This window comes from Glutamicibacter sp. NPDC087661 (assembly GCF_044743275.1).
Taxonomy (GTDB): Bacteria; Actinomycetota; Actinomycetes; order Actinomycetales; family Micrococcaceae; genus Glutamicibacter.
The window spans coordinates 239916-262008 of sequence record NZ_JBIUWE010000005.1; the positions used below are offsets into that span (position 1 = coordinate 239916).

20 protein-coding genes are annotated in these 22093 nt (G+C 60.2%); 9 read left to right on the forward strand and 11 right to left on the reverse strand.

The window, feature by feature from the left end; genetic code table 11:
- Window positions 1-224 precede the first annotated feature (224 nt).
- Both ACIOTN_RS14570 and ACIOTN_RS14575 read left to right on the forward strand, forming a co-directional pair.
- Entirely contained in the window at window positions 225-1895 is a 1671-nt protein-coding gene (locus tag ACIOTN_RS14570) for an amidohydrolase (protein WP_286172042.1), read from the forward strand.
- 95 nt (window positions 1896-1990) lie between these two features.
- The gene (locus ACIOTN_RS14575) at window positions 1991-3211 is read left to right on the forward strand and encodes an MFS transporter (protein ID WP_133832987.1); all 1221 of its coding nucleotides are present in this window, start codon (window positions 1991-1993) and stop codon (window positions 3209-3211) included.
- 206 nt (window positions 3212-3417) lie between these two features.
- Here the strand turns inward: ACIOTN_RS14575 and phnE are convergent, their stop codons facing one another.
- From phnE to ACIOTN_RS14595, 4 genes are read right to left on the reverse strand one after another with little or no spacing between them, the layout of a single operon-like run.
- Window positions 3418-4293: a phosphonate ABC transporter, permease protein PhnE gene (phnE, locus tag ACIOTN_RS14580; protein ID WP_286134288.1), complete on the reverse strand. Its 876-nt coding sequence runs from the start codon at window positions 4291-4293 to the stop codon at window positions 3418-3420.
- Window positions 4290-5066: a phosphonate ABC transporter ATP-binding protein gene (locus ACIOTN_RS14585; RefSeq protein WP_105658231.1), complete on the reverse strand. Its 777-nt coding sequence runs from the start codon at window positions 5064-5066 to the stop codon at window positions 4290-4292. The genes phnE and ACIOTN_RS14585 overlap by 4 nt, the downstream gene beginning before the upstream one ends.
- Before the next feature lie 2 nt (window positions 5067-5068).
- The gene (locus ACIOTN_RS14590; protein ID WP_402735564.1) at window positions 5069-5989 is read right to left on the reverse strand and encodes a phosphate/phosphite/phosphonate ABC transporter substrate-binding protein; all 921 of its coding nucleotides are present in this window, start codon (window positions 5987-5989) and stop codon (window positions 5069-5071) included.
- A 29-nt stretch (window positions 5990-6018) separates the two neighbouring features.
- The gene (locus ACIOTN_RS14595; protein WP_286172040.1) at window positions 6019-7218 is read right to left on the reverse strand and encodes a TIGR03364 family FAD-dependent oxidoreductase; all 1200 of its coding nucleotides are present in this window, start codon (window positions 7216-7218) and stop codon (window positions 6019-6021) included.
- A gap of 168 nt (window positions 7219-7386) precedes the next feature.
- On the opposite strand from ACIOTN_RS14595, the gene ACIOTN_RS14600 reads away from it, so the two are divergent.
- The 3 genes from ACIOTN_RS14600 (at window position 7387) to ACIOTN_RS14610 (ending at window position 10073) form a co-directional block, all read left to right on the forward strand.
- Complete coding sequence (locus ACIOTN_RS14600) at window positions 7387-8145, forward strand: GntR family transcriptional regulator (RefSeq protein ID WP_133833237.1); 759 nt, start codon at window positions 7387-7389, stop codon at window positions 8143-8145.
- A 13-nt stretch (window positions 8146-8158) separates the two neighbouring features.
- Complete coding sequence (locus tag ACIOTN_RS14605; protein WP_402735565.1) at window positions 8159-8866, forward strand: phosphonatase-like hydrolase; 708 nt, start codon at window positions 8159-8161, stop codon at window positions 8864-8866.
- 109 nt (window positions 8867-8975) lie between these two features.
- The gene (locus ACIOTN_RS14610; protein ID WP_105661843.1) at window positions 8976-10073 is read left to right on the forward strand and encodes an alanine--glyoxylate aminotransferase family protein; all 1098 of its coding nucleotides are present in this window, start codon (window positions 8976-8978) and stop codon (window positions 10071-10073) included.
- Between the two features lie 91 nt (window positions 10074-10164).
- Here the strand turns inward: ACIOTN_RS14610 and ACIOTN_RS14615 are convergent, their stop codons facing one another.
- Complete coding sequence (locus ACIOTN_RS14615) at window positions 10165-11181, reverse strand: S66 peptidase family protein (RefSeq protein ID WP_105661844.1); 1017 nt, start codon at window positions 11179-11181, stop codon at window positions 10165-10167.
- Window positions 11182-11360: 179 nt separating this feature from the next.
- On the opposite strand from ACIOTN_RS14615, the gene ACIOTN_RS14620 reads away from it, so the two are divergent.
- On the forward strand, window positions 11361-11759 hold the full coding sequence (locus tag ACIOTN_RS14620; protein ID WP_105661845.1) for a DUF4282 domain-containing protein: 399 nt from the start codon (window positions 11361-11363) through the stop codon (window positions 11757-11759).
- Window positions 11760-11828: 69 nt separating this feature from the next.
- Here ACIOTN_RS14620 and ACIOTN_RS14625 read toward each other — a convergent pair whose 3' ends face one another.
- From ACIOTN_RS14625 to ACIOTN_RS14640, 4 genes are read right to left on the reverse strand one after another with little or no spacing between them, the layout of a single operon-like run.
- Window positions 11829-12230: a universal stress protein gene (locus ACIOTN_RS14625; protein WP_105658224.1), complete on the reverse strand. Its 402-nt coding sequence runs from the start codon at window positions 12228-12230 to the stop codon at window positions 11829-11831.
- The gene (locus ACIOTN_RS14630; RefSeq protein WP_286134293.1) at window positions 12227-13813 is read right to left on the reverse strand and encodes a tripartite tricarboxylate transporter permease; all 1587 of its coding nucleotides are present in this window, start codon (window positions 13811-13813) and stop codon (window positions 12227-12229) included. Before ACIOTN_RS14630 ends, ACIOTN_RS14625 begins: the two co-directional genes overlap by 4 nt.
- 21 nt (window positions 13814-13834) lie before the next feature.
- Complete coding sequence (locus ACIOTN_RS14635; RefSeq protein ID WP_105658222.1) at window positions 13835-14338, reverse strand: tripartite tricarboxylate transporter TctB family protein; 504 nt, start codon at window positions 14336-14338, stop codon at window positions 13835-13837.
- Window positions 14335-15348, reverse strand: a complete 1014-nt coding sequence (locus ACIOTN_RS14640) for a tripartite tricarboxylate transporter substrate binding protein (protein ID WP_105661846.1) — start codon at window positions 15346-15348, stop codon at window positions 14335-14337. Before ACIOTN_RS14640 ends, ACIOTN_RS14635 begins: the two co-directional genes overlap by 4 nt.
- Window positions 15349-15577: 229 nt before the next feature.
- Between ACIOTN_RS14640 and ACIOTN_RS14645 the strand changes: the two genes are divergently transcribed.
- Together ACIOTN_RS14645 and ACIOTN_RS14650 are read left to right on the forward strand one after the other, a co-directional pair.
- Window positions 15578-17188 carry a sensor histidine kinase gene (locus ACIOTN_RS14645; RefSeq protein WP_105661847.1) on the forward strand — a complete coding sequence of 537 codons (1611 nt, stop codon included), beginning with the start codon at window positions 15578-15580 and terminating at the stop codon, window positions 17186-17188.
- Between the two features lie 10 nt (window positions 17189-17198).
- Entirely contained in the window at window positions 17199-17873 is a 675-nt protein-coding gene (locus tag ACIOTN_RS14650) for a response regulator (protein ID WP_400342810.1), read from the forward strand.
- Between the two features lie 84 nt (window positions 17874-17957).
- Here the strand turns inward: ACIOTN_RS14650 and ACIOTN_RS14655 are convergent, their stop codons facing one another.
- Both ACIOTN_RS14655 and ACIOTN_RS14660 read right to left on the reverse strand, forming a co-directional pair.
- Window positions 17958-19352, reverse strand: a complete 1395-nt coding sequence (locus ACIOTN_RS14655) for an NAD(P)-binding domain-containing protein (protein WP_402735566.1) — start codon at window positions 19350-19352, stop codon at window positions 17958-17960.
- Between the two features lie 516 nt (window positions 19353-19868).
- On the reverse strand, window positions 19869-20729 hold the full coding sequence (locus ACIOTN_RS14660) for a prephenate dehydratase (protein ID WP_400342814.1): 861 nt from the start codon (window positions 20727-20729) through the stop codon (window positions 19869-19871).
- Between the two features lie 256 nt (window positions 20730-20985).
- Here ACIOTN_RS14660 and ACIOTN_RS14665 point away from each other — a divergent pair, with 256 nt between their 5' ends.
- Window positions 20986-22080 carry a hypothetical protein gene (locus ACIOTN_RS14665; RefSeq protein WP_400342815.1) on the forward strand — a complete coding sequence of 365 codons (1095 nt, stop codon included), beginning with the start codon at window positions 20986-20988 and terminating at the stop codon, window positions 22078-22080.
- Window positions 22081-22093: the final 13 nt, after the last annotated feature.

Consider the following 22093-nt stretch of genomic DNA (forward strand, 5'->3'; position numbering starts at 1 on the left):
TGCTTTCCGGAATCGTGCTCCGGAGGGAGAACAAGTGGGACGTGGCTCCTGTTTCTAGCCCCGGAGCGAGTTTGGCGTGCGTTGCCAACTAAGCATGCGCCTAAAGCCAACGCCCTTGGGGCGGACTTTGGGAGAATGAATGCACCGGCCGGGATATGCCGTGCATCACTTCTTGAACCTTGGAGAGCCATCCCGGATTGGTATCTTTCGAAAGGATTGCACTCGTGAACACCGCCCCTAGCCTTCTCTTGGTCAACGGCACCATCCATACGCTGGATCCGCATGAACGCATAGTCAATGCGATGGCCGTCCGCGCAGGAAAGATTGTCGCGCTCGGAGAGGATGCGCTGGCGCTGCGTGGGCCGGAAATGGAAATTATCGATCTGGACGGGGCCACGATCATGCCCGGGCTGATGGACGTGCACAATCATCACATGCTTGCCGGGCAGATGGACCTGTTCGAGCTCAACGTTCCGCCAACTCTCAACCTGGACGAGTTCCTGGAGGCAGTCGCGGTCTGGTCGGATAAGCTGGCTGCGGACCAGTGGGTCATCGGTGGCAGCTGGGGTTCGGGCCTGTTGAGCGAGATCAATACGCCCCAGGCACTGGCGCGGCTGGATCAGGCCACCGGCGGCCGGCCGGCCTTGCTCAAGGATGATGCTAAGCACAACCGATGGGTGAACAGCCATGCCTTGGAGCTTGCGGGCATCACCGGCGCGACCCCTCACCCCGAAGGCGGGGAAATCATGCGGGATGCCGAAGGCCGAGCCACCGGCGTGCTGCTGGAAGCCGGCGGGGTCATTGTCGAACAGGTCCGCGAATCAATGAGCCCCACGCCGACTTGGCAGTTGGCCGAAGCGGCATCGCGGGGCATGGAAATACTGCATTCTTACGGCATCACCGGTTTCCAGGATGCTGCCGCCTCCTTGCAACTCATGCAGGCCTTGAAAGAACTCGATGAATCCGGGAATCTGCACGCCTGGGTGGTTTCCAGCATGCAGGCCAATGACTTCATTTTCGGGACCCATCCGCTGGGCGAGGGGATCATTGCCGAGCGCGAGCAAACCAGGTCAACTCATCACCGCCCGGATTTCATCAAGATCTTCCTTGATGGCGTTCCGCCGGCAGGGACCGGAGCCTTCATCGAACCGTATCTGGAGGGTGCGGGATTCCCTGAATGCCATTGCGGCAACACCACAATGCCTCCAGAAGAACTCGAGGGCTGGTTGATGAGCACGGCGCGGCGGGGCATTTCCGCGAAGATCCACTGCACCGGCGATGCTTCGGTGCGCCTGGTCCTGGACACAGTCCAGAAGGTGCGCGATGCAGGTCTGGGCGACCCGAAATACCATATCGCCCACGGCCAGTTCATTCACCCGGATGACCTGCCGCGCTTTGCAGAACTGGGAGTCACCGCGGATATCTCGCCGTCACTGTGGTTCCCCGGGGTGATTACCGAAGCCATGAAACTCGTCCTTCCCGCCGACCGGGCATCCAAGATGCACCCGAACAAGACCTTGCTGGCCACCGGGGCGCTAGTTGCCGGCGGCTCGGACTGGCCGGTGAGCGTTTCCCCGAACGCATGGGAAGGAATCTACGGTCTGGTCACCCGCAAGGATCCTACCGGAGCTTTCCCCGGAACGCTCTGGGAGGAAGAAGCCGTGACCTTGGCGGATGCCTTGCGCATCTACACGATCAATTGCGCCAAAGCGATGGGACTGGATGACCTGACCGGGTCGCTGGAAATCGGTAAGTCCGCTGACTTCATCATGCTCTCGGCAGACCCGTTTGAGGTGCAACTCGAAGAGCTGCCGCAGATCACTGCACAGCAGACCTGGTTCAGCGGGCAAAAGGTCTACGACCGACTCGGATCCTCGAGCGTGCCGGTGCGCTAATCGCCTGCCCAGCACGTTGTTCTCAGCCGGCCAGGGTATCGGCCGGAGCATCATTATTTACCCGCGGCAACTCGCCGCTGTCTCGAAGGGAAGCCATGGACTCGATACTGGCTGGCGCGCGCACAAAAACAGGCGGCGACCGCGGAACCTACATCTACATCGGTGCCTACAGCGCGGTGCTGTACATGGTGCTGCTGACCGCACCGGTGATCGCCTCCAAGCTGGTGGCGCAATTCGGCCTGACGGCTACCCAAGTAGGCGGGCTGCTGTCCATGGAGCTCGGGGCCTTCAGCTTGGCGACTATCCCCGCCTATCTGTGGCTCAAGCGCGTCAACCTCGTGACGGCAACTCGTGTCTTCACGCTGGTTGCCGTGGCCGGAAATGTGGTCTCGGGCTTTGCGGACAACTACGCGCTCTTGGCGGTGTGCCGCATTGTGACGTCCCTGGCTGCTGGCTCGATCACCGTGGTGATCCTGAGCTTGAGCGGCAGGAGCGCGAACCCAGGACGAGCCTATGGGTTATTCGTTGCGGCCCAGCTGGTCATGGGCGCCGTGATTCTGGCGCTCTTCCCGGTGCTCTTCGCGGATTCCGCGGTGTCTGCGATCTACTGGACCATGGCTGGGCTAGCCCTGTGCTGCATGGCGGTTGCGCACCGCATCGATGGCAACGTGCTGTTGGGAAGCGCCGCTGACCCGGCTGCCGATAGTGCCAACTACGGGCACCGGCCGGCCCCGAGATCCAAGGCGTTTCTGGCCCTGGCGGCGGTAATGCTTTTCTACGTAGCGTTGAGCGGGGTGTGGTCGTTCATGGGGCAATTCGCGGCGTCCGCGCAGATCAATTTGGGTACGACGAGCCTGATTCTCGCTGTTGCGACAGTCCCGGGAATTGCTTCCTCCTTGCTGGCCACATTCCTGGGCGACCATCCGCGCCGCCCGCTGTTCCTCATTCTCGGTTATCTGGCGATGCTGCTGTCCATCGGCTTGCTGTTCGGGTTGAGCGGAGCCGTGCAGTTCGCGGCCGCGGCGATCATCTTCAAATTCTCCTGGACCTTCATCCTGCCCTACTTGCTGGCCACGGTCTCCGACCTGGACTCCAGCGGCCACCTGATGAATTCCACGAACTTGATGATCGGCACCGGGTTCGCGCTTGGACCAGTTCTGGGCGGCATGCTCATCGAGGCTGCCAGCGGCTTTGGCGTGCTTCTCGTCGCCTGCAGTGTCGGAGTGCTGCTGTCCATGACCTGCGTGGTTCTCGTCCAGGGCCGCAATCAGCACGGCTTGCCCCAGCGCGTCGCTCCAATGGGAATTCCTGAATAGCAGTGCACGATCCACCACCGGCACATGCCAACCAGTGGAAAACAACGACTTTCCAGGACCTGCGCCGCTGGTAAAGGTGCCGAGGCATCTTCAGGGACCACAACGATTCGCCCAGAGCGCCATGAAGCCCCAGCCGGTGTCCTCGATCCTGTAAGGTTCACGGACACCCGCTGGGGCCCAGGCGCGCTTTTCCGATTGGCGAGGCGCTAGACTGCCAGCTTGCGGCGGATGAATCCGGACGCTTGGTCAACGACGATGATCAGAATCAGCACGATGATGATGTGCGTAAGCATCGTATCGAACTGGAACGACTTGATCGCCTGGTTGATGAGCAAGCCGATGCCGCCAGCACCGACCAGGCCCAGGACCAATGACGATCGGACGTTGACGTCGAAGCGGTACAAGAGCAAGCCAACGAACTGCGGGATCACCAGCGGCAGTGCGCCATGGGTAAGCTGCTGAACCCGTGATGCGCCGGTGGTGGACAGCGCTTCCTGCGGGCCCTGATCGGTTTCTTCCAGGGACTCGGCCCAGAGCTTTCCCATCACTCCCGTGTTGTGGCAGATCAGCGCCAGCACACCTGCGAAGGGACCCAAGCCCACGGCGGTGACGAAGATGAGCGCAAAGACGATATCCGGTACCGCGCGGAAGAAGGACAAGATGCTGCGTGCTGCTTGGTAGGCCAGCGGATGCGGCGTCGTGGTGCGGCATGCGAGCACAGCGAGCACCAAGGCCGTAGGAATGGAGAAGGTCGTGCCCAGCAAGCCGATCCACAAGGTGACCAGCGTTGCCTCCAAGCCAGGAAGTATGACTTTGTCCCAGCTCAGATCCGGCGGAAATGCGTCGCTGATGAATCGTGCCATCCCGCGCCAGCCATCCACGAGCAACGCCGGATCAAAATCAGTTCCCGCGATGGCCAGAAGGTGAAGGACGGCAATCACTGCAACTGCGGTAATCCAAAGGGTACGCCGGGCGGCCTTGTGCGGGTCCCTGGGCAGTGCTGGGGCGGATTTTCCAGCGATCATTTGCGAAGTGCTTTCCACTGCCTGCTCCTTGATGCGAGTCCGGGTATGGAGGCTCATGCTGCAATCCTCTCGGGAGAGTAGAGAACGTCCAGGAAGTCGTCGCCGAGATTCTGGACCGGACCGTTGAAGGCGATACGTCCATGCAGCAACCCGATCGCCCGGTCTGCGTAGCGTTGTGCAAGCTCTGGCTGGTGCAGAACTGCGGCGACTGCAAGGTTTTCGTCGTGCGCCAAGGTAGCGAGCAATTCCATGATGTTCTCGGCCGCATGCGGGTCCAGAGCAGAAACCGGCTCATCGGCAAGCAGCACCGACGCGCGCTGGCACAGGGCCCTGGCGACGGCTACGCGCTGCTGCTGTCCGCCAGAAAGGCGCCCGACCTTGTCCAGGGCGCGGTCGGCCATGCCAACCCGGTCCAGGCAGGCCATTGCTTCTTCCCGCAGTTCGCGCGAGAAGAAAGCGGGGGAGAATGAGGCCAAGCCGGTGACACGGGCCAGGGCGCCTGCGCAGACATTGTCCAGTGCTGTGCGGCGGGGCACCAGATGGATCTTCTGGAACACCATGGCTGCCCGGGATCGCGCACGGGCTAGATCACGGCCATGGAGATCGGCCAGGTGGATGCCATCCAATTCGATGCTTCCCGAATCCGGCGTGGCCAATCCCGCGACGCACTTGAGGGTGGTGGATTTTCCGGAGCCGTTGGCACCCAGAAAGGCCACGAGCTCGCCGCGGTTGACGGTGAAATCGACATCATCAAGCACGCGGCGCTGGTTGAAGGTCTTGGCCAGGGACTTCACCGAGAGGGCCGGACGGGCCAATTGCGTGGTGTCCATGGTTAGATATCGTCCTCGGTGAGGCCCATTTCGGAAGCCAGGTCGAACAGCGGGCCGTAGGTTTCCTTGGTGACTTCCAGCAATGGGCCCGGAGGGGTCACATCCAGGAAAGCTCCTACCTGGGCGATATCTTCCTCCGACAGGTTCAGCAGCGCGTGCTTTACGGCCTTCTTCAGTTCGGGATCGGCATCGGCGCTGATGGTGATCGGGTCATTCGGGATGGGTTCCGAGGTCCAGATCTGGCGGTAGTCTTCCGGGTTGAAGGTGCCTTCTTCTTCGGCGACTGCCTGGGTCTGCGAGTTGAGCTGGGCGGCGTCGACGGTTCCGTTGGCCAGGGCCAGCAGCGCTTCGGGATGGCCGCCCGCGTAGTTCAAGTTGACTTCCGACTCGGCAATGCCGGCAGTCTTCAGTGCGTAGCGGGGCAGGACATCTCCGGAGGTTGAGCCCACGCCGCCAAGTGCGAAGTCCTTTCCGCGCAGGTCTTCGAGGGTCTTGATTTTCGAATCCTTCGCAACCCAGATGCCGCCGGTGTAGGTGCTGAGCTCACCTTGGGAGGTTCCGAAGGACACCAGCGGTTCAGCGCCGGCCTGCTGGCTGGCGAACACGTATCCCACGGGACCGAACTGGCCAAGATCCAGCTTTCCATTGCGCATTGCCAGTACCTCGGCGGCGTAGTCCTCGACAACTTGTACCTCGACTTCGCATCCGAGCTCGCGCTCCAATGCGTCGGCGAGCACGCCGTACGCCGGTTCGAGCTTGGCTGGTGCTTCGTAGGGCTCGATGCCGAAATTGATGGGCCCATCGGCGCAGAACGCGGGGGCAGCGGAGTCGGCCTGCTCATCCGCCTGGGCGGACCCGCAAGCGGTGAGGGCCAGCAGGCCCAGCGAGACGGCAGAGAATTTAAATGCCTGAGAGATCTTCATGGTTTGCTCCAATGCGTGGTGTAGCTAAGCTAGGCGGTGATCGACGAAGCCATGGCCGGCTTGGCGAGGTTCTTGATGTTCTTGTCGGCCAGGCCGAAGGACAGGGTCATTCCGACTCCGGCGGTCACGGAGACGACGGTAATGGCGTCGGCGGCATTGCGGATGAGCAAGGGGCCGATAGCGCTGGAGGCATAGATTCCTTGCCAGCGTTCAATGACTTTCAGCTCGGTGCCACTCATGTAGTCCCCGATGGCCGAGAGCAATGTTTGCGAGGTCGCTTCCTTGAGGAAGGGAGCTTGGGTTGCGGCGTAGCTGTGCGAATCTCCCATGAGCAGGGTGCCGTCGGGCCTTTGGGTGAACATGACATTCGCCTGGATATCCAGCAGCTCCGGGTGCTCGGCGAGAACTTCAGCCTGCAGGGCCTTGGCTGCTGGCACTTCGGTGAAGGCCTCGTAGCGCAGCATGGAGGTGGCGGTGAGGACGGCCGGCTTCAATTCCAGGTCTTCGGAAGCTTCTGCGCGGAGCATCTGCAGCGCGCACCGGGTGATCTGGTGCTCCTGCGCGATCTGCGGGAAGAGGTAGTCCACGTCGTGGCCGACGCAAACGAAAACCTGGTCGGCTTCGAAGGCGCCGCGATTAGTTTGCACGCTGGCCCGGCGATGCCGGCCGGCACCGAATCCCAAGGCGCTGGTGCTGAACTGGACGCTGCCAGCAACATGGGCGTTGACCCACTGGCCCAGCTTGGCCACCGTGGTGCGCGGGTCGACGCGCAGGTCATCACGCAGGAACGCGCCGCCGAGGAATCCTTCGGTGCTTTCGCGTCCGAGCTGTTCTGCGATGTCCTGCGCGTTGAGCATCTCGACCTGTCCGGTTTCGCGGCGTGCGGACAGTTCGCGCAGGACCTGCAATTCCGTTTCTGTCGAGGCCACCACGACAGCTCCCGATTCAACGGCCCAGAAGCCAGCGCGTTCAGCGTAGTCAAGCCACAAGGGACGTCCTGACTGCGCCAGGTCGTAGAGTTCGCCGGACTGCGCGGTGATGCAGCAGTGGCCGAAGTTGCGGACCGATGCGCCGATGGCCTCATGGTCACGTTCCATGACGATTACCGAGAGGCCGGCGTCCAGGGCTCGAGCGGCATGGGCCAGGCCGACAATGCCGGCGCCGATCACCAGCACATCTGCGTGGTTGGCGACTGGCCGGGTCTGCGGGAAATTTTTTTCGTTGCTCACGACAGTGATCATCCATGCCCGGGATGAGCGGATTCAACCCGAAATGGCACTTGTTTGAACAAGTTTGCCTAGAGTTCAGAATGGGGTCCGTCTATTCACTTTCAGTTCACTGGAATGTCTTGTGAATCGCTGATTTCACAATAAAACCACTTGTATGATCAAGAGGTGATGGAGAACAAGAAGCAACCCAAGTACCAAGCCCTCACCACCTGGTTGCGGCAGGAAATAGCGGTTGGCACATGGCACGAAGGAGATGTCCTGCCCAGCGAGGCAGAACTCTGTGCCCGCGCCAATGCCTCGCGCGGCACCGTCCGGCATGCGCTCGCCCAGTTGCGTTCGGAGGGCCTCATTGCGGGGGGACAAGGCAAGCCGCCAATCGTGGCGCAACAGGTGCAATCCCAATCGTTTACCACCTTCATGTCCTTTACTGATTGGGCGCGCTCCATCGGATTGGAGGCTGGACAGGAAACGCGGGAATTGGCGCAGCGCCCGGCCGATGCCCTCGTGGCCGAGCAGCTCGAACTCGAAGAAGGTGCCAAGGTGGTGCAGATCCTGCGCCTGCGCTTGCTCGATGGGAGCCCGGCGATGCTGGAGCGGACTAGCTTTACCCAAGAAGTCGGTCGGCTGCTCTTCGAATTCGATGCGGATGACGGTTCGATTTTCGAGTACCTGCGGGAGCAAGGCGTAGACCTCTACCGAGGCAAGCACACCATCGACGCGGTGGCGGCCGATGAACTGGACGCGCAGCTGCTGGGTGTCCGGCTCGGCGCCCCGCTCCTGCGCGAACGGCGCGTGACTTCCTCCAAATCGGGGCAGAAACTTGAGTACTCCGATGATCGGTATTTGCCGGATCTGGCCAACTTCACCATTGAAAACACCAGCGAGCATCGCGCCTCATTGAGCCGTGTGCGAAGCATTGCTGTCTGAACAGGAAAACACGATGAAACGAGAAGACATGTTTGAACTCATTGCCTGCGATATGGCTGGAACGACCATTGACGAGCATGCCGATGTGTACCGGGCTCTGGAAAATGCGGTGTGCGAATTCGGTGTTGAGGTCAAGGAGGAGGATCTGCAGCATTGGATGGGCGCCGAGAAGAAGGAAGCGATCAAAGCGCTGATTGAACTTGGCGGAGCTGTTGCCAGCGACGAGCAGGTGCAGGTGCAGTTTGACCGTTTCCGCCATTTGCTGCTGGGGTATTACCAGGAGAATCCGCCCGTCGCATTGCCAGGTGTCGTGCAAGCGCTGGAACGCTTGGCTGCCAGCGGCAAGAAGATCGCATTGACAACGGGGTTCTCGCGCGATGTTGCCGATATCATCCTCGATGGCTTGGGGTGGAAGGTCGGTCCTGGCGAACTTCTCGACGCAGTGGTTGCCGGCGATGAAGCCGCAACGGGACGCCCCGCGCCGTACATGATTCATCGAGCCATGGAGCTGACGGGAATTCGCGATGTAGCCAAGGTTGTTGCCGCAGGCGACACCGCCAACGACCTGCTGGCCGCGCATCACGCGGGAGTGCATGGGATCGGTGTGCTGACCGGGAAGCTGGGCCGCGAAGAGCTGGACCGGTTCCCGCATGCCGCCATCCTCGAATCCGTGGCGGAGCTGCCGGATTATCTCGAGGCGATCGAGCCCGCGGCCGTGTAGTTCGACCCGAGTAATTTTGCAATGCGGAAGATATGTTTCGTTTCGGATTGGGATGCGGGATATGCTGAGCTCTAGTTGGAACATCCCATTGAGATGAAAGAGAGTCGTCATGAGCAAGACTGTTCTTCAGCGCCACCTGTTCGGACCGGGTCCATGCAACCCGTATCCCGAGGCAACGGCAGCGCTCGGCCTTCCGCTGCTGGGCCATCTGGATCCGGAGTTCATTGCACGCATGGATCGCGTTGCTGATGGTTTGCGTACTCTCTGGGGAACCGGAAACTCCCGTACCTTGCCTTTGAGCGCCACGGGCTCAGCTGGCATGGAAGCCGCTTTCGTCAACACCATCAACCCAGGCGACGTAGCGGTCATCGCGATCAACGGCTTATTCGGCGAGCGCATGTGCGAAGTTGCTGCGCGCGCTGGCGCTGAAGTAGTCCGCGTCGAGCATGAATACGGCACGCCGATCGATGCCGAACGCGTTGCCGCGGCGCACCCGAACCCAACCGTCATTGCCGGCGTGCATGCTGAAACCAGTACCGGAGTTGTTTCCGATATAGCCGCGCTGGGCGCAATCAAGGGCGATGCACTGCTGATCACCGATGCAGTGACCTCCATTGGCGGCATGCCGGTGCTGGCTGATGAATGGGGGATTGACGTTGGCTATGCCGGCACGCAGAAATGCCTCGGCGTGGCTCCGGGATTGGCACCATTTACCATTTCAGACCGTGCTTTCGAGCGCCGCGTCCAGAAGCCCCAATCCTGGTATCTGGATCTAGGCTTGCTCGGCGGCTACGCCACAGGTTCCACCGGGGGCCAACGCACCTACCACCACACCGCACCGGTCTCGATGGTCGCATCGCTGGAAGCCGGCATCGACCGCATCCTGGCTGAGGGCCTGGACGCGGTCACCGCCCGCCATCAGGAAGCGGGAGGCTTGCTGCAAGATGGCTTGCAGGAAATGGGCCTGGAGCTATTCGCCCAGGAGGGGTACCGCCTGCCGCAGCTGACGACGGTCTACGTTCCTGAAGGCGTTGATTCGGCGAAGGTCCGTGGATACCTGCTCGACCGCTTCAATATTGAAATCGGCGGCGGTGTCGGCAAGTACGCGAGCACCGTTTGGCGCATCGGCATGATGGGCCCCAACGCTAATCCGGGATCGGTGGCGCTGCTGCTGGCTGCGCTGAAGGAAGCGATCGGCAAGGCCTAGGCGCGCAAGGGCCGTGGTCCTCTGAATGCAAAGCGAGGCGGGACTAACCAGGGGATTCTGGTTGGTTCCGCCTCTTGCTGTTGCCCATGGGCTAGCTCAGCTGGTCCTGTGAATGCGCAAAATGCAGCTGCACTGAATCAGCACTGGTCGAAATCATGGCGTAGCCGCCAATCGGCAACGTGAACATCGGGGAGGTATGGCCGAAATCGAGGTTGGCCACAACCGGGATGCCCTGCAGGATCGGGTGCTTTGCGATAACTTGCTCCAGCAGGCTACGGGTGATTCCGGACTGCTGCTGGAAGCGCCCGATGGCCAGCCCGGTAATGCCAGCCGCGCTGGGGGACTGCAGGAACGAGGCGAGCTTCCGGGCGATTTCGTGGATGTCTTCTGAGGAGTCATCCTCGATGAAGAGCATTGCCCCGTCCAAAGATGGCATGAAATCGCCGCCCAGCAATAAATGCAGCGTGCCCAGATTCCCGCCAATTACCTTGCCCGTGGCCACCCCCTGGTTCAGGATCCATGGTCCGCTGGATGCTTGGACGGACCTGTTGTCTTGATCCATGAACCACAGATCGTCGGTGAATTCGCTGGCGTGCTCGATGGTCCACGAGTGCTCGTGGGTTGCGGTCCGGAACCACTGGCCGGTCGGTTCAAAATGATCGCGCATGCCGAAAGAGGACCAATGCGCACCGACATAAGTTACCAGGCCGGTCTTGGCGTGCACGGCGTTAGCCAGGGCGGTGAAATCCGAATAGCCGCAAAAGACCTTGGGATTGGCGGCAATGAGATCCCAGTCGAGGTAGGGGAGCAGCTCGTTTGAATTGAAGCCGCCAATGACCGAGATGATTCCGGCGACAGATGGATCGGCAAATGCGGCGTGCAGATCGGCCACGCGCGACGGGATCGGCGAGCTGTCGAAGTCATCGTTCTCGTCTACGTGATCGCCGAATTCCTGCTTGAGCCCCATGGCCTCGAAGCGTTCAGTGATCCACTTCGTATTGTCGTATTCCATCACGAAGGCGCGGGAGCACGATGGCGCAATGGCCCTGATGGTGTCTCCGGATTGCAATCGGGCTGGGACAATCGTCGGCTTCTCATGGCTTGTCATGCAATCAGTCTAGGGTCTGGCTTGGCAGGGGATAATAACCCGCACGCAGTCGCAGGCGACTAGTTGGCGAAATTTTCGCAACAAATGAAGATATTCCGCTCCAGCTACTGGGAGAATACTGCGAAATTCGATAACGTGGGCGGGACAGCGCAATTTCTCTAAAGAAAGAAGCAAATAAGGTGAAGTCCCTCTTCGACTTGGAATTCAAACAATTCATCACGCCATCGATCATCAAGATCGTTTACATCCTGATCATGGTCCTGTTGGCGATCGGCTACCTCGGAATCGTGATTTCCGGGTTCATGGCTGATGCAATGCTCGGCTTCCTCATGCTCCTGATCGTGGGTCCTTTGGTGTCCCTAGTCTATTTGGTACTGGTCCGTGCAGGACTCGAATCCTTGCTGGCACAGATCCGCACGGCAGAGAACACCACTGAACTCGTTCGTCTGGCCGGTGGCATCCCGCCGGCAGAAGGCGGCTACCGCCCGCACCCGGGTAATCCTCCTGCTCCCCAGCAGCCGCAGGATCCAACCGCCAATGGCGGCGGCACTCCGCCAGCCAACCCTTACCAGAAGTAAGTCCAACGGCCAATGGCCCGCACCCGTGGTGCGGGCCATCGGCCGTTGTTGAGCGAACAGCGTGCAGAACTACCAGTCGCTGGACGCTTTGAGCGACAGCACCGGGCAGGAGGCCTGGAGCAGAATCCTTTGCGCGTTGCTCCCCATGAGGAACTTGCCCATTGCCGTCCGCTTGCGCAGGCCGATCACGATCAGCTCGGCTCGTTGGGCCTGGGCTATATGCAGGATCTGGTCTGCCGCATCGGCACCCTGGGTGTGGCGCTCAATCCAGAAATCGATGCCGGCATCAGAAAGGCGGGCTTCCAGCTCGTGGTACTGCTTCGCGTCAATGAGCCTGTCGTCAACGAGCTGATCGCCCTTCGAAGAGTTCACTACGATCAATCGCACCTCGCTGCGCCTGGCTTCGAGAATGGCTCGTTCCAAGGCGGCTTCGCCTTCTGGCGAGGGAATATAGCCCACTACGATCGTCATGATTCATTCCTTTCAGCAGCCTTGCTGTTCTCATTTCCGTGGCCAGGCTTCGCCTGTTCCGGCTCGGGGCCGCCAGCTGCATCGTCGCCCAGCAGGGCCTCGGCGGCGGCAGACGCTGTCCCGCGTTTGCGCCGAATAACGGAGATCAGCACTGGCAGCAGGAGCAGGACGGCGATGAGCACGTAGATGCCCACGGCCAGCGGCTCGCTCCAGAGACCTGAGACTTCACCAGCAGAAAGCTGGAAGGTCTTGCGCAGCTGTTCCTCGGCCATGGGGCCGATGATGACACCAAGGATCAGCGGAAGCACTGGCAGGCCGAAGCGGCGCAAGGCAAAGCCCAGCAAACCGATCAGCAGCAGCAGCCAGAGATCAGCTACCTGCATGTTCACCGAGAAGGCGCCCAGCGTTGCGAAGAACAAGATGCCTGCGTACAGGTAGGGGCGCGGGATCTTCAGCAGCTTCGCCCACAGCGGCGCTAACGGCAGGTTGATCAGCAGCAGCAACGTGTTGCCAATGAACAAGCTGGCAATCAGGGCCCACACCAGGTCTGGTTCATTCTCGAAGAGCAGCGGACCGGGCTGGATGCCCTTCATGGTCAAGAACGCCAGCATCACCGCAGCGGTGGCATTGGTGGGCAAGCCCAAGGCGAGCATTGGAGTCAGGGTGCCAGCGGCAGAGGCATTGTTCGCGGCCTCCGGGCCGGCAACGCCCTCAATGGCGCCGTGGCCGAACTCCTCAGGATGCTTGGACAGCTTCTTTTCGGTGACGTAGGACAGGAAGGTCGGAACTTCGGCACCGCCGGCAGGCAGCGCGCCGAAGGGGAACCCAAAGGCGGTACCGCGAAGCCAGGGCTTCCACGAACGCTTCCAATCTTCCTTGCCCATCCACGGGGCACCCACCGGAATGGTGCGGGCCGGGCTGGTGCGCAAGTGCGCGGCAATCCACAGCGCCTCGCCAATGGCGAAGATCGCCACGGCGACCACCACGATGTCCATGCCGTCCACCAGGGGCGCGAAGCCGAAAGTCAGTCGCTGCTGCCCGGAGACCGGGTCCATGCCGACCAAGCCAATGGCCAAGCCCAAGCCCAGGGAAGCGAACCCGCGAATCTTGGAAGAGCCCAAGACTGCGGTGACAGTTACCAAAGCGAGGACCATGATGGCGAAGTAGCTCGGTGCGCCAAGGCTCACCGCGAACTTCACGACGATCGGGGCGACGGTCACCAGCAGCGCGGTACCGATGGTTCCTGCAACGAAGGATCCAATGGCCGCGGTGGCCAAGGCCTGTGCCGCACGGCCGGCCTTGGCCATCTTGTGGCCTTCGATGGCTGTGATGACTGTTGCCGATTCCCCCGGGGTGTTGAGCAGGATCGAGGTGGTTGACCCGCCATACATCCCGCCGTAGTAGATGCCGGCGAACATGATCAGTGCGCTGGAAGTTTCCATGCCGAAGGTCAATGGCAGCAGCAGTGCCACAGCCATGGCCGGGCCGATGCCCGGGAGCACTCCTACAGCGGTTCCCAGGATGACACCGGCGAAAGCGAAGAGCAGGTTAATCGGGGTCAGCGCCGCGGCGAAGCCGCCCATCAATAAATCCAGAGTTTCCAATTAGAGCACCCCCGAGAGGATTCCGGCCGGAAGCTTGATGCCCAGGCCCAGATAGAAGCCGTAGAACGAACCAAGCGCCAAGGCAAGCGAAATAACCAAGGTCAATACCCAGCGCCGCGCACCCAGGCAGGTAGCCGCGCCGAAGAACATGATGGTTCCCGAGATGACCCAGCCAGCCCAATTCACGATCAGCAGGTTCAGCACGAAGATGCCGATCAGCGGGAGCAGGACCTTCCAATCCGAAGGCTGGCTCAGGTCCACGTCTTCGCCTTCTTCGCCCGCAGCAAGGTTGCCACGCATGACGGTGATGGCCAAGGCAATGGACGAAAGAATGAGAATGCCCGAGACGACGTAAGGCAGGGCCTTGGGACCTACAACGTCTGCCTGGGAGTACGTCACATGAAGCTGCGACGCGTCAACAAACACGATGATTCCGACGATAAGAAGAAACGCGGCGAACAGGAGTTCGACGCGTTTCTTCTTTGCGGTGGCTACTTCGCTCACGCCAGGCCCAGGGTCTTCAGGACGCTGGCAACGCGCTCGTCCTGGTCGGTGAGGAAGGCGGAGAATTCGTCGCCGGTCATGAAGGCGTCGCTCCAGCCGTTGGTCGCCAGAGCTTCCTTCCACTCGGCCGAATCATGCATTTCGGTGACCAGGTTGACCCACTTGGCCTTGTCCTCTTCGGAAATCTCAGGTGGAGCCACCAGACCGCGCCAGTTGGAGAACACCAGATCAATATCCGATTCCTTCAGGGTCGGGGCATCTACGCCTTCCAGGCGCTCTTCGCCGCTGGTGGCCAGTACGCGAACAGAGCCCTCTTCGATCTGTTGCATGTACTCGCCGGCACCGGAGGCAGCGAAGGCCAGCTTGTTGCCCAGGATGGCCGGCAGCAAGTCGCCGCCGCCATCGTACGATACGAAGTTCACGTCCTTGGGATCAATGCCCACGGCTTCGGCCAGCTGCATTGGCAGCAGATGGTCCGGGCCGCCAGGGGAGGAGCCGCCGCCGACCGAGAGCTTGCTTGGGTCGTCCTTCCAGGCCTTGACCAAGTCGTCAATGCTCTTGTACGGAGAATCCTTGGAAACCATGATCGCTCCGGGCTCTTCGATGAGCTTGGCAATCGGGGTGGTATCGGTCAGCTTGGAGTCGGTTTCGTTGGTGTAGCTTGCACCCACCACGCCCAGGCCCATGAGCATGGCCAGATCGCCATTGCCCTTCTCATTGACAATGCGGGCCAAGCCGACGGTGCCGCCGGCACCGGCAAGGTTGAAGACTTCCGGGTTGCTGGCCAGCGATGCGTCATCCATGACCTTGGCGGCAACACGGGCAGTGGTGTCGTAGCCGCCGCCTGGGGTGTTTGGCACCATGATGCGGAGGTTCGCGATGGGGCCCTTGGACTCTGCGGCGTCAGTGCTGGAAGACTCTGATGTCACGCCGCAGCCCGTGGCGGTCAGGGCCAGTGCAGCGGCAGCTGCCAGCGCGCTCAGCGCACGGAACGACTTGAACGGTTTCATGGGGATTCAGCCTCTTTGCTTTCATCGGGGTTGCGAGTGATACCAACTTACGTGCCATCGTGAGCCGGGTCACTCTTGCGTACTCAAAGAAAATACTGTTCATTGTGTAACCGGAAATTGTGATCTGAACCATTCGAATCTTCGGTAAGGTAGCACAGTGCCCGGATGCAGGTGCCAGCAAGGACCTGCCGGGTGCAACGTGGATTTCTGGAATATTGGGGGCGAGGCAATGGGTGCCGTGCGTTTCTGGCTCGCTAATCTGTACACGCGCCGCAAGCTGACCCTTGCAGGGCAGTACCTGATACTGCAATTGCTCATTATCGCGGTGGTGCTGGCAGGGGTCATCACGGTATCGCTGACTCAGGCCACCAATAACTTCGAAAAAATCGAGGGGCGCCGCAGCCTCTCGGCCGCCGAATCGCTGGCTGCAAACCCCCTGCTGCGCGTGCTCCTGCCCGAGGCGGAGCCGGAAATGGGTTCGGCGTTGCCTGCCATGGGCGAATCGGTGCGCAGCACCTCGGGTCTCCAATTCGTGACCATTGCCGATCCCCGGGGAACGGTCGTCACCTCCAGCTATCCGGATGAAGTCGGAACCTCGATACTGCACCCTGAATCCGCCGTCACCGAAGGCCGCGGATGGACCGGGGAAATCTGGCGCAATGGCAACCATGTATTGATTGCGCAGGTTCCGGTGCTGGATGACGAGGGGAAGATGGTCGGCATCGTCAGCGCCGGCCAAAGCTATCCCAGCACCGGTGAGATGATCCAGGAGATCGCCCCCAACGCCTTGTTCACCCTGGTCATTTCCCTGCTGCTGGGGACCGCCGGCTCAGTCTTGCTGGCCCGCCGGGTCAAGCACCAGACCCGCGGGCTTGAACCCCGGGAAATTGCAGAGCTTTTCGAGCATCGCGAAGCCCTGCTGCACGGAGTCAAAGAGGGAATCATCTCGGTGTCGCCGGATAGCCGGGTGATGCTGGCCAATGATGTCGCCATCGAGCTGCTCCAGCTTCCCAGCCACTGCGTGGGCAGGACCCTGGACGAATTGGATGTTGTTCCGCAGGTGCGCCATGCACTGACCACCAGCCAAGAGCTGCCCGACCGGCAATTCCTTGTCGGCGAGCGGGTATTGGTCTTCAACCGGATGCCGGTCAAGACCGCCAGGCGGGATTTGGGATCGGTCACCACCTTCCGAGACAAGACCGAACTGACCCTGCTGGAACAAGAACTTGGAGACAGCAAGGCCACCGCCGACATGCTCAGGGCGCAGACCCATGAATTCGCCAACCAGCTGCACGCAATTTCCGGGTTGATCCAGCTCGGGGAATACGACGAGGTCGTGGGCTTCATCGATGGCGTGAGCTTCAGCCGGAGCAAGATCTTCGAGGACGTCTCCGCATGCATCGCCGAACCCACGATTGCCGCGTTGCTGATTGCCAAGTCCAGCGTGGCCGCCGAGCGAGGGGTGCACCTGAAGATGGCGCCTAGCTCAACCTTGGGCAGGTGCGAGGACCAGCTGGCGCGGGATCTGACCACCGTGATCGGCAATCTCGTCGATAACGCGATGGACGCGGCCGCTGCGGCTGCCAATCCGGAAATCCAGGTCGGGATCGAGGAAACCAGCGAGCTGGTGCGAATCACCGTGAGGGACAATGGAGAAGGCATCGCGGAAGATGCCATGGACGAGATCTTCACCCAAGGTTTCTCCACCAAGGACAGCGCGGTTTCCGGCGGCAGGGGCTTCGGCCTTGCCATCAGCCGCCTGGTTTGCCGCCGCCGCGGTGGAGAGCTGGCCGCGGCCAATGCACAAGGTGCCCGGTTTACCGCCACGCTCAGGAAGTAGGAAGCAAGAAGTGATCAAAGTACTGGTGATCGACGATGATTTCATGGTCGCCAAGGTGCACGCTGGATTCGTCAACAGCGAACCGGGGTTCACCGTGGTCGGCGTGGCGCACTCCGCCGGTGACGCGATCAAGGCCGCCGGCGCGCTCTCGCCGGATCTCATCTTGCTCGATATCCATTTGCCGGACATGAACGGCCTGGACCTCTTGCAGCGCCTGCGCGAAGTCCAGCCGGAGCTCGATGTCCTGGTGATCAGCGCGGCGCGGGAAATGGATACCGTGCGCCGCGCGCTTCGTGGCGGCATCGTCCACTATCTGATGAAGCCCTTCTCGCGGGATGACCTGCGCGAACGGCTGGAGCACTACGCGAAGGCCTACCAGCCGCTGGGCGAAGCAGCGGACCAGGAATTGCAGCAGGCCGATGTGAACATGCTCTTCGGGCTCGGCGGACAAAAGCGCCGGCCTCTTCCCAAAGGCTGCAGCGCCGAAACCATGGAACTGGTTGAGAGCATCGTCAAGGAAGCTGCCGAACCCATATCGGCCACCGAAACCGCGCAGAAGCTGGGCACGTCCCGGGTGAGCGCTCGCCGGTATCTGGAATACCTGGCAGAGGAAAACCTGGCTCAGGTGAACCTGCGCTACGGGGGAGTCGGCAGGCCCGAACGCCGCTACTCATGGAGGAGCTAGCCCCGGAACCTGGGTTTTGCAGATCAGGAAGCACTGTGGCTGCGTCCAAAAGCACGCAGCCACAGTGCGCGGTTCCGCTCAGCGCTACTTTGACGTGGCCTTTTCAGTCGCGGCCAAGTCTTCCACGCTTTCGGACGGAACGGGAGCCATGTAGCGTTCCAAGCTGTCGTCCAATTCGCTGAGCCACGGCGTATGGTGCGTGGCTGCCATGGTACCGGTCATGACCGAAGGATAAACCTTGTCCCGGTAGGTCATGATGTTTTTCTTCTTGTCGTTCTTCCATGCCATGAAGGTACGGGTGACCTCATCCAGGTCGAACATGGGGTAATCGGTCTGCTCGATGAGATCGCGAATGTAGTCGGCCTGGAACTTCACTTCGTCTTCAGCAGTTTCAATGGCATTGAAACGCCTCAGCCACGCATCGATGCTCATCCGCTGGTCGCCCGCTACGGGGATCGAGGCCTTCCCGGTAATCAGATCACGGACGTACCATGCTTGGGCATCGAACATGTTGAAGGTGAACCACTGGTCCTGGGCGCCCAGGTAGTACAGCTTGTTGTTGTTCTCGGATGCGACACCACGGTACAAGGTATCCGGATAGACATTGTTCGGCGAGTCCAGAGCCAACCCGGAGGGCAAGAACGGGTAATGGTGGAGGTAGCCGGTGCACAGGATTACCGCATCGAACTTGCGTGATACGCCATTGCTGAAATGGGCCGTGGACCCTTCGAAGCGATCGATGAGCGGAAGCTCCTCAATGCCCTGGGGCCAGTCGAAGCCCATCGGAGCGGTGCGGTAGCTGTAGGTGACCGAGCGCGCACCCATCTTGAAGGACTGGACGCCGATGTCCTCGGCAGAGTAGCTGGCGCCGATGAGCAGGATGTCCTTGCCGGCGAAGCGCTCGGCTCCACGGAAATCGTGGGCATGCATGAGCTCGCCGGGGAAAGTGCCTATTCCTGCGAATTCAGGAACGTTAGGGAAACTGAAGTGGCCGGTTCCGACCACGACATGGGTGAAGTCGCTGGACGCAGTCTTGCCGGTTTTCAGATCTTCGGTGGTGACGGTGAAGAGCTCGGTGCTTTCGTTGTAATCTACCCAGCGGACCACGGTGGCAAAGCGCACGTACTTCTTTATATCGGATTTCTCTGCGCGGCCATTGATGTAATCCCAGAGCACGGCTCGTGGCGGATAAGACGAAATCGGCCCGCCGAAATGCTCATCGAAGGTGTACTCGGCGAATTCCAGGGCTTCCTTCGGGCCATTGGACCAGAGATTGCGGTACATGCTCGAGTGCACTGGTTCGCCGTATTTGTCGATCCCGGAGCGCCAGTTGTAGTTCCACTGGCCTCCCCAATCATCCTGCTTTTCGAAGCAGACGATTTCTGGGATATCTTGCCCTGTTTTCTTGGCAGAATCGAAAGCCCGCAGCTGGGCGATGCCGCTGGGTCCTGCTCCAATGATTGCGACGCGTTGAGTCAAGCGTTCCTCTCCGGCCTGTAAGCCTTGAAAATCTCGCGCAGGCCGCAGTACCGGAATCCGGGATATTTGGCCGCGCGTTACAACAAATGTGCTCTAAACCAGTTCTCTAGCCGTGCGGACGGGAGGTGCAGATTTCTATATGAAAACCTTCCATAGGCACAGGCTATAAATCCCCATTCTACCAGCCGTCAATTATATGGATCTTGAATGCAGAGGTCAGTGGGTATTTTCGGAATGAGTCAGCCGGAAGAATAGCGTGCAATCGAATGCCAAAGAGGGTGGTCAGGAGTTGGTACAGAGCAGAAGTGAACGCTGTGGTGCAGCCCCGATGGAACCCGGATCAGCTGCACAGCGGAATGCGGGTGCTGGAACTTTTGCGAGAGTCTGAAAATACAGGGGCGCAACGTTGAAAACCGCGCGTAATCATCTCGTTGAAAGGGGAGCTGTGGCAGGGCTGAAGGGTCCAGCAGCTTCGTCGCGGTGCCGGGACCTGTCCGGAGGAATTAGCTCCAGGGATCAAACGAAGGACGCTACAGTATTCTGTCGGTGCTCGCTGGCCGGATAGGAGCCGAGGATCTTGATTTCCCAGGTGAAGAAGTCCAGCTCCTCCAGGGCTCGGCGTACCGGAAGATCGTCGGGGTGTCCTTCGATATCAACCATGAAAGTTGTGGCCGCGAAGCCGGAACCCACCATGTAGCTTTCCAAGCGGGTGAGGTTCACGCCGTTGGTAGCGAAACCGCCCAGGGCCTTGTACAGCGCACTAGGAACGTTGCGAGCCTGGAAGACCAATGTGGTGATCACTGATTCTGGCATGGTGGAGCGACTCGGGAGATCCTGCCGGCGTGCAAGTACAACGAAACGAGTTGTATTGGTCTGGTCATCCTCCACCCCTGTAGCCAGCGCTTCCAAGCCATAGAGTTCTGCTGCCAGAGGTGGCGCCAAGGACAGCTTGGTGGGATCATTCCAATCGCGCACCTCGCGCGCGGAACCTGCGGTATCCCCAGCGATGATCGGAGTGAGCTGATGCTCGCGAATGATCTTGCGGCACTGGCCCAGCGCATGGATGTGGCTGTGCACTTCAGTAGCGCCCGAAATGGTGCTGCCTGGCAGCCCCAGCAGATCGAATCGGATTCGCAGGTAGTGCTCGGCCACGATCTGCAGCTGCGATTCGGGCAGCAGGACGTGGATATCGGCAACGCGTCCGGCCAGCGAATTCTCGATGGGGATCATGGCCAACTCAGCTTCGCCGTTTTCCACCAGGGCGAAAGCATCCTCGAAGCTGGCGCAGGGCACGGCTTCCATATCGGGAAAAAGTTCTGTGCAAGCCATATTGGAATTGGAACCGGCTTCGCCCTGATAGGAAATCTTGTTGCGCATTGAATCAACATAACCCAGTGCCCCTTTCCTGATGAAGAACTTGTGTCAAGGTTGCGGGGACGGGGCTTCTGGACGTCGAGGGCGCGACACCTGACGATGCTTGCGCCCCTTGCCGAACGGAGCTTGGAGTGCTGATGAATTACGGCAAGGTATGCGGATCGGCGACGAATTTTCACGCGAACATAGTTCCGTTCCTCTGCTCCTGGGCCAATTGCGGTCGTTATGCTGTAGACCACAGTGCAAAGGAGCATCAACCATGGCGAGCATATTGGTTCGGCAAGATGACGGGGCATGGTTTGAACCCCAAAAAATTGGGTATGCCTTGGAATCAGAATTACAGGAGATCCTTGCGAACCACCCGGAACTGATTCCAGGCGTGAGTTCCGAAGCGAAAGCCTGTCGCGAATTCCAGTCCGAGGTCGGCCCCGCAGATATTGTCGTGGTGGATGCCGGAGGGGAAGTCACCCTCGTCGAATGCAAGTTGGCGTCTAATCCGCAGATCAGGCGTGAAATCGTTGGCCAGATGTTCGACTATGCCTCGCGTCTATGGAAGATGGACGTCGACGAATTTGCGCAGCGCTGGAGAGACCGTTCTTCCACGCCGCTTTGGGATGAAAATACTGAGACGGCGACGACACTGAAAGAGTCCCTTGCGCTGAACCTGACGCAGGGAAATTTTCGAATCGTGCTAGCGGTCGATGCAATCAATGCCCAGTTGAGACTCATGGTTGAATACTTGAATATGATGGCCGGCCCAGGGACATCGATCGTTGCAGTCGAATATGCCCGGAGGCGGCATGGGGAGCTTGAACTCCTGTTGCCTCACGTATTCGGCGAAGAATTGGCCAATGCGAAATCAACACCGGAGAATCGCCAGACCACCCGGTGGGAAGCAAGCAGCATCCGCTCCTGGCTTCTTGAGAGTGACAGGCAAAGCCTGGAAGCGTTCGACGAACTGATTAATTCTGCGCTCAAGTCGGAATTGCCATTCCTAGGGTCGAGGTCAAAATACCCCGCGGGCACGATTCCCATTTTCGATTCAATGGGAACTCGGCTTGGCACCGTATCGATATTCTATTTCAGTGTGCAAGGGCTGTCCCTGGAATTCAATTTCAAGCCTGTTTCCCAGTTGCCACTCGAAGAAGCGCCTGAATCTGAGGCCAGAGAATTCTTCTTGAATGAGCTGATTGGAATCCCAGGACTGGAAGAGGTCGGAAGGAGCCTGCGGCGCAGCAGCTTTGCCAGTCGAAAGCCTAACGTTCCGCTCTCGCAGATTCCCCCGGATTCGGTGCAACGCGTCGTCAATGCGCTAAGGATTTTTACAAGCTTTGGATCGCAGCAATCCTATTGAGCTGGAGCTTTTC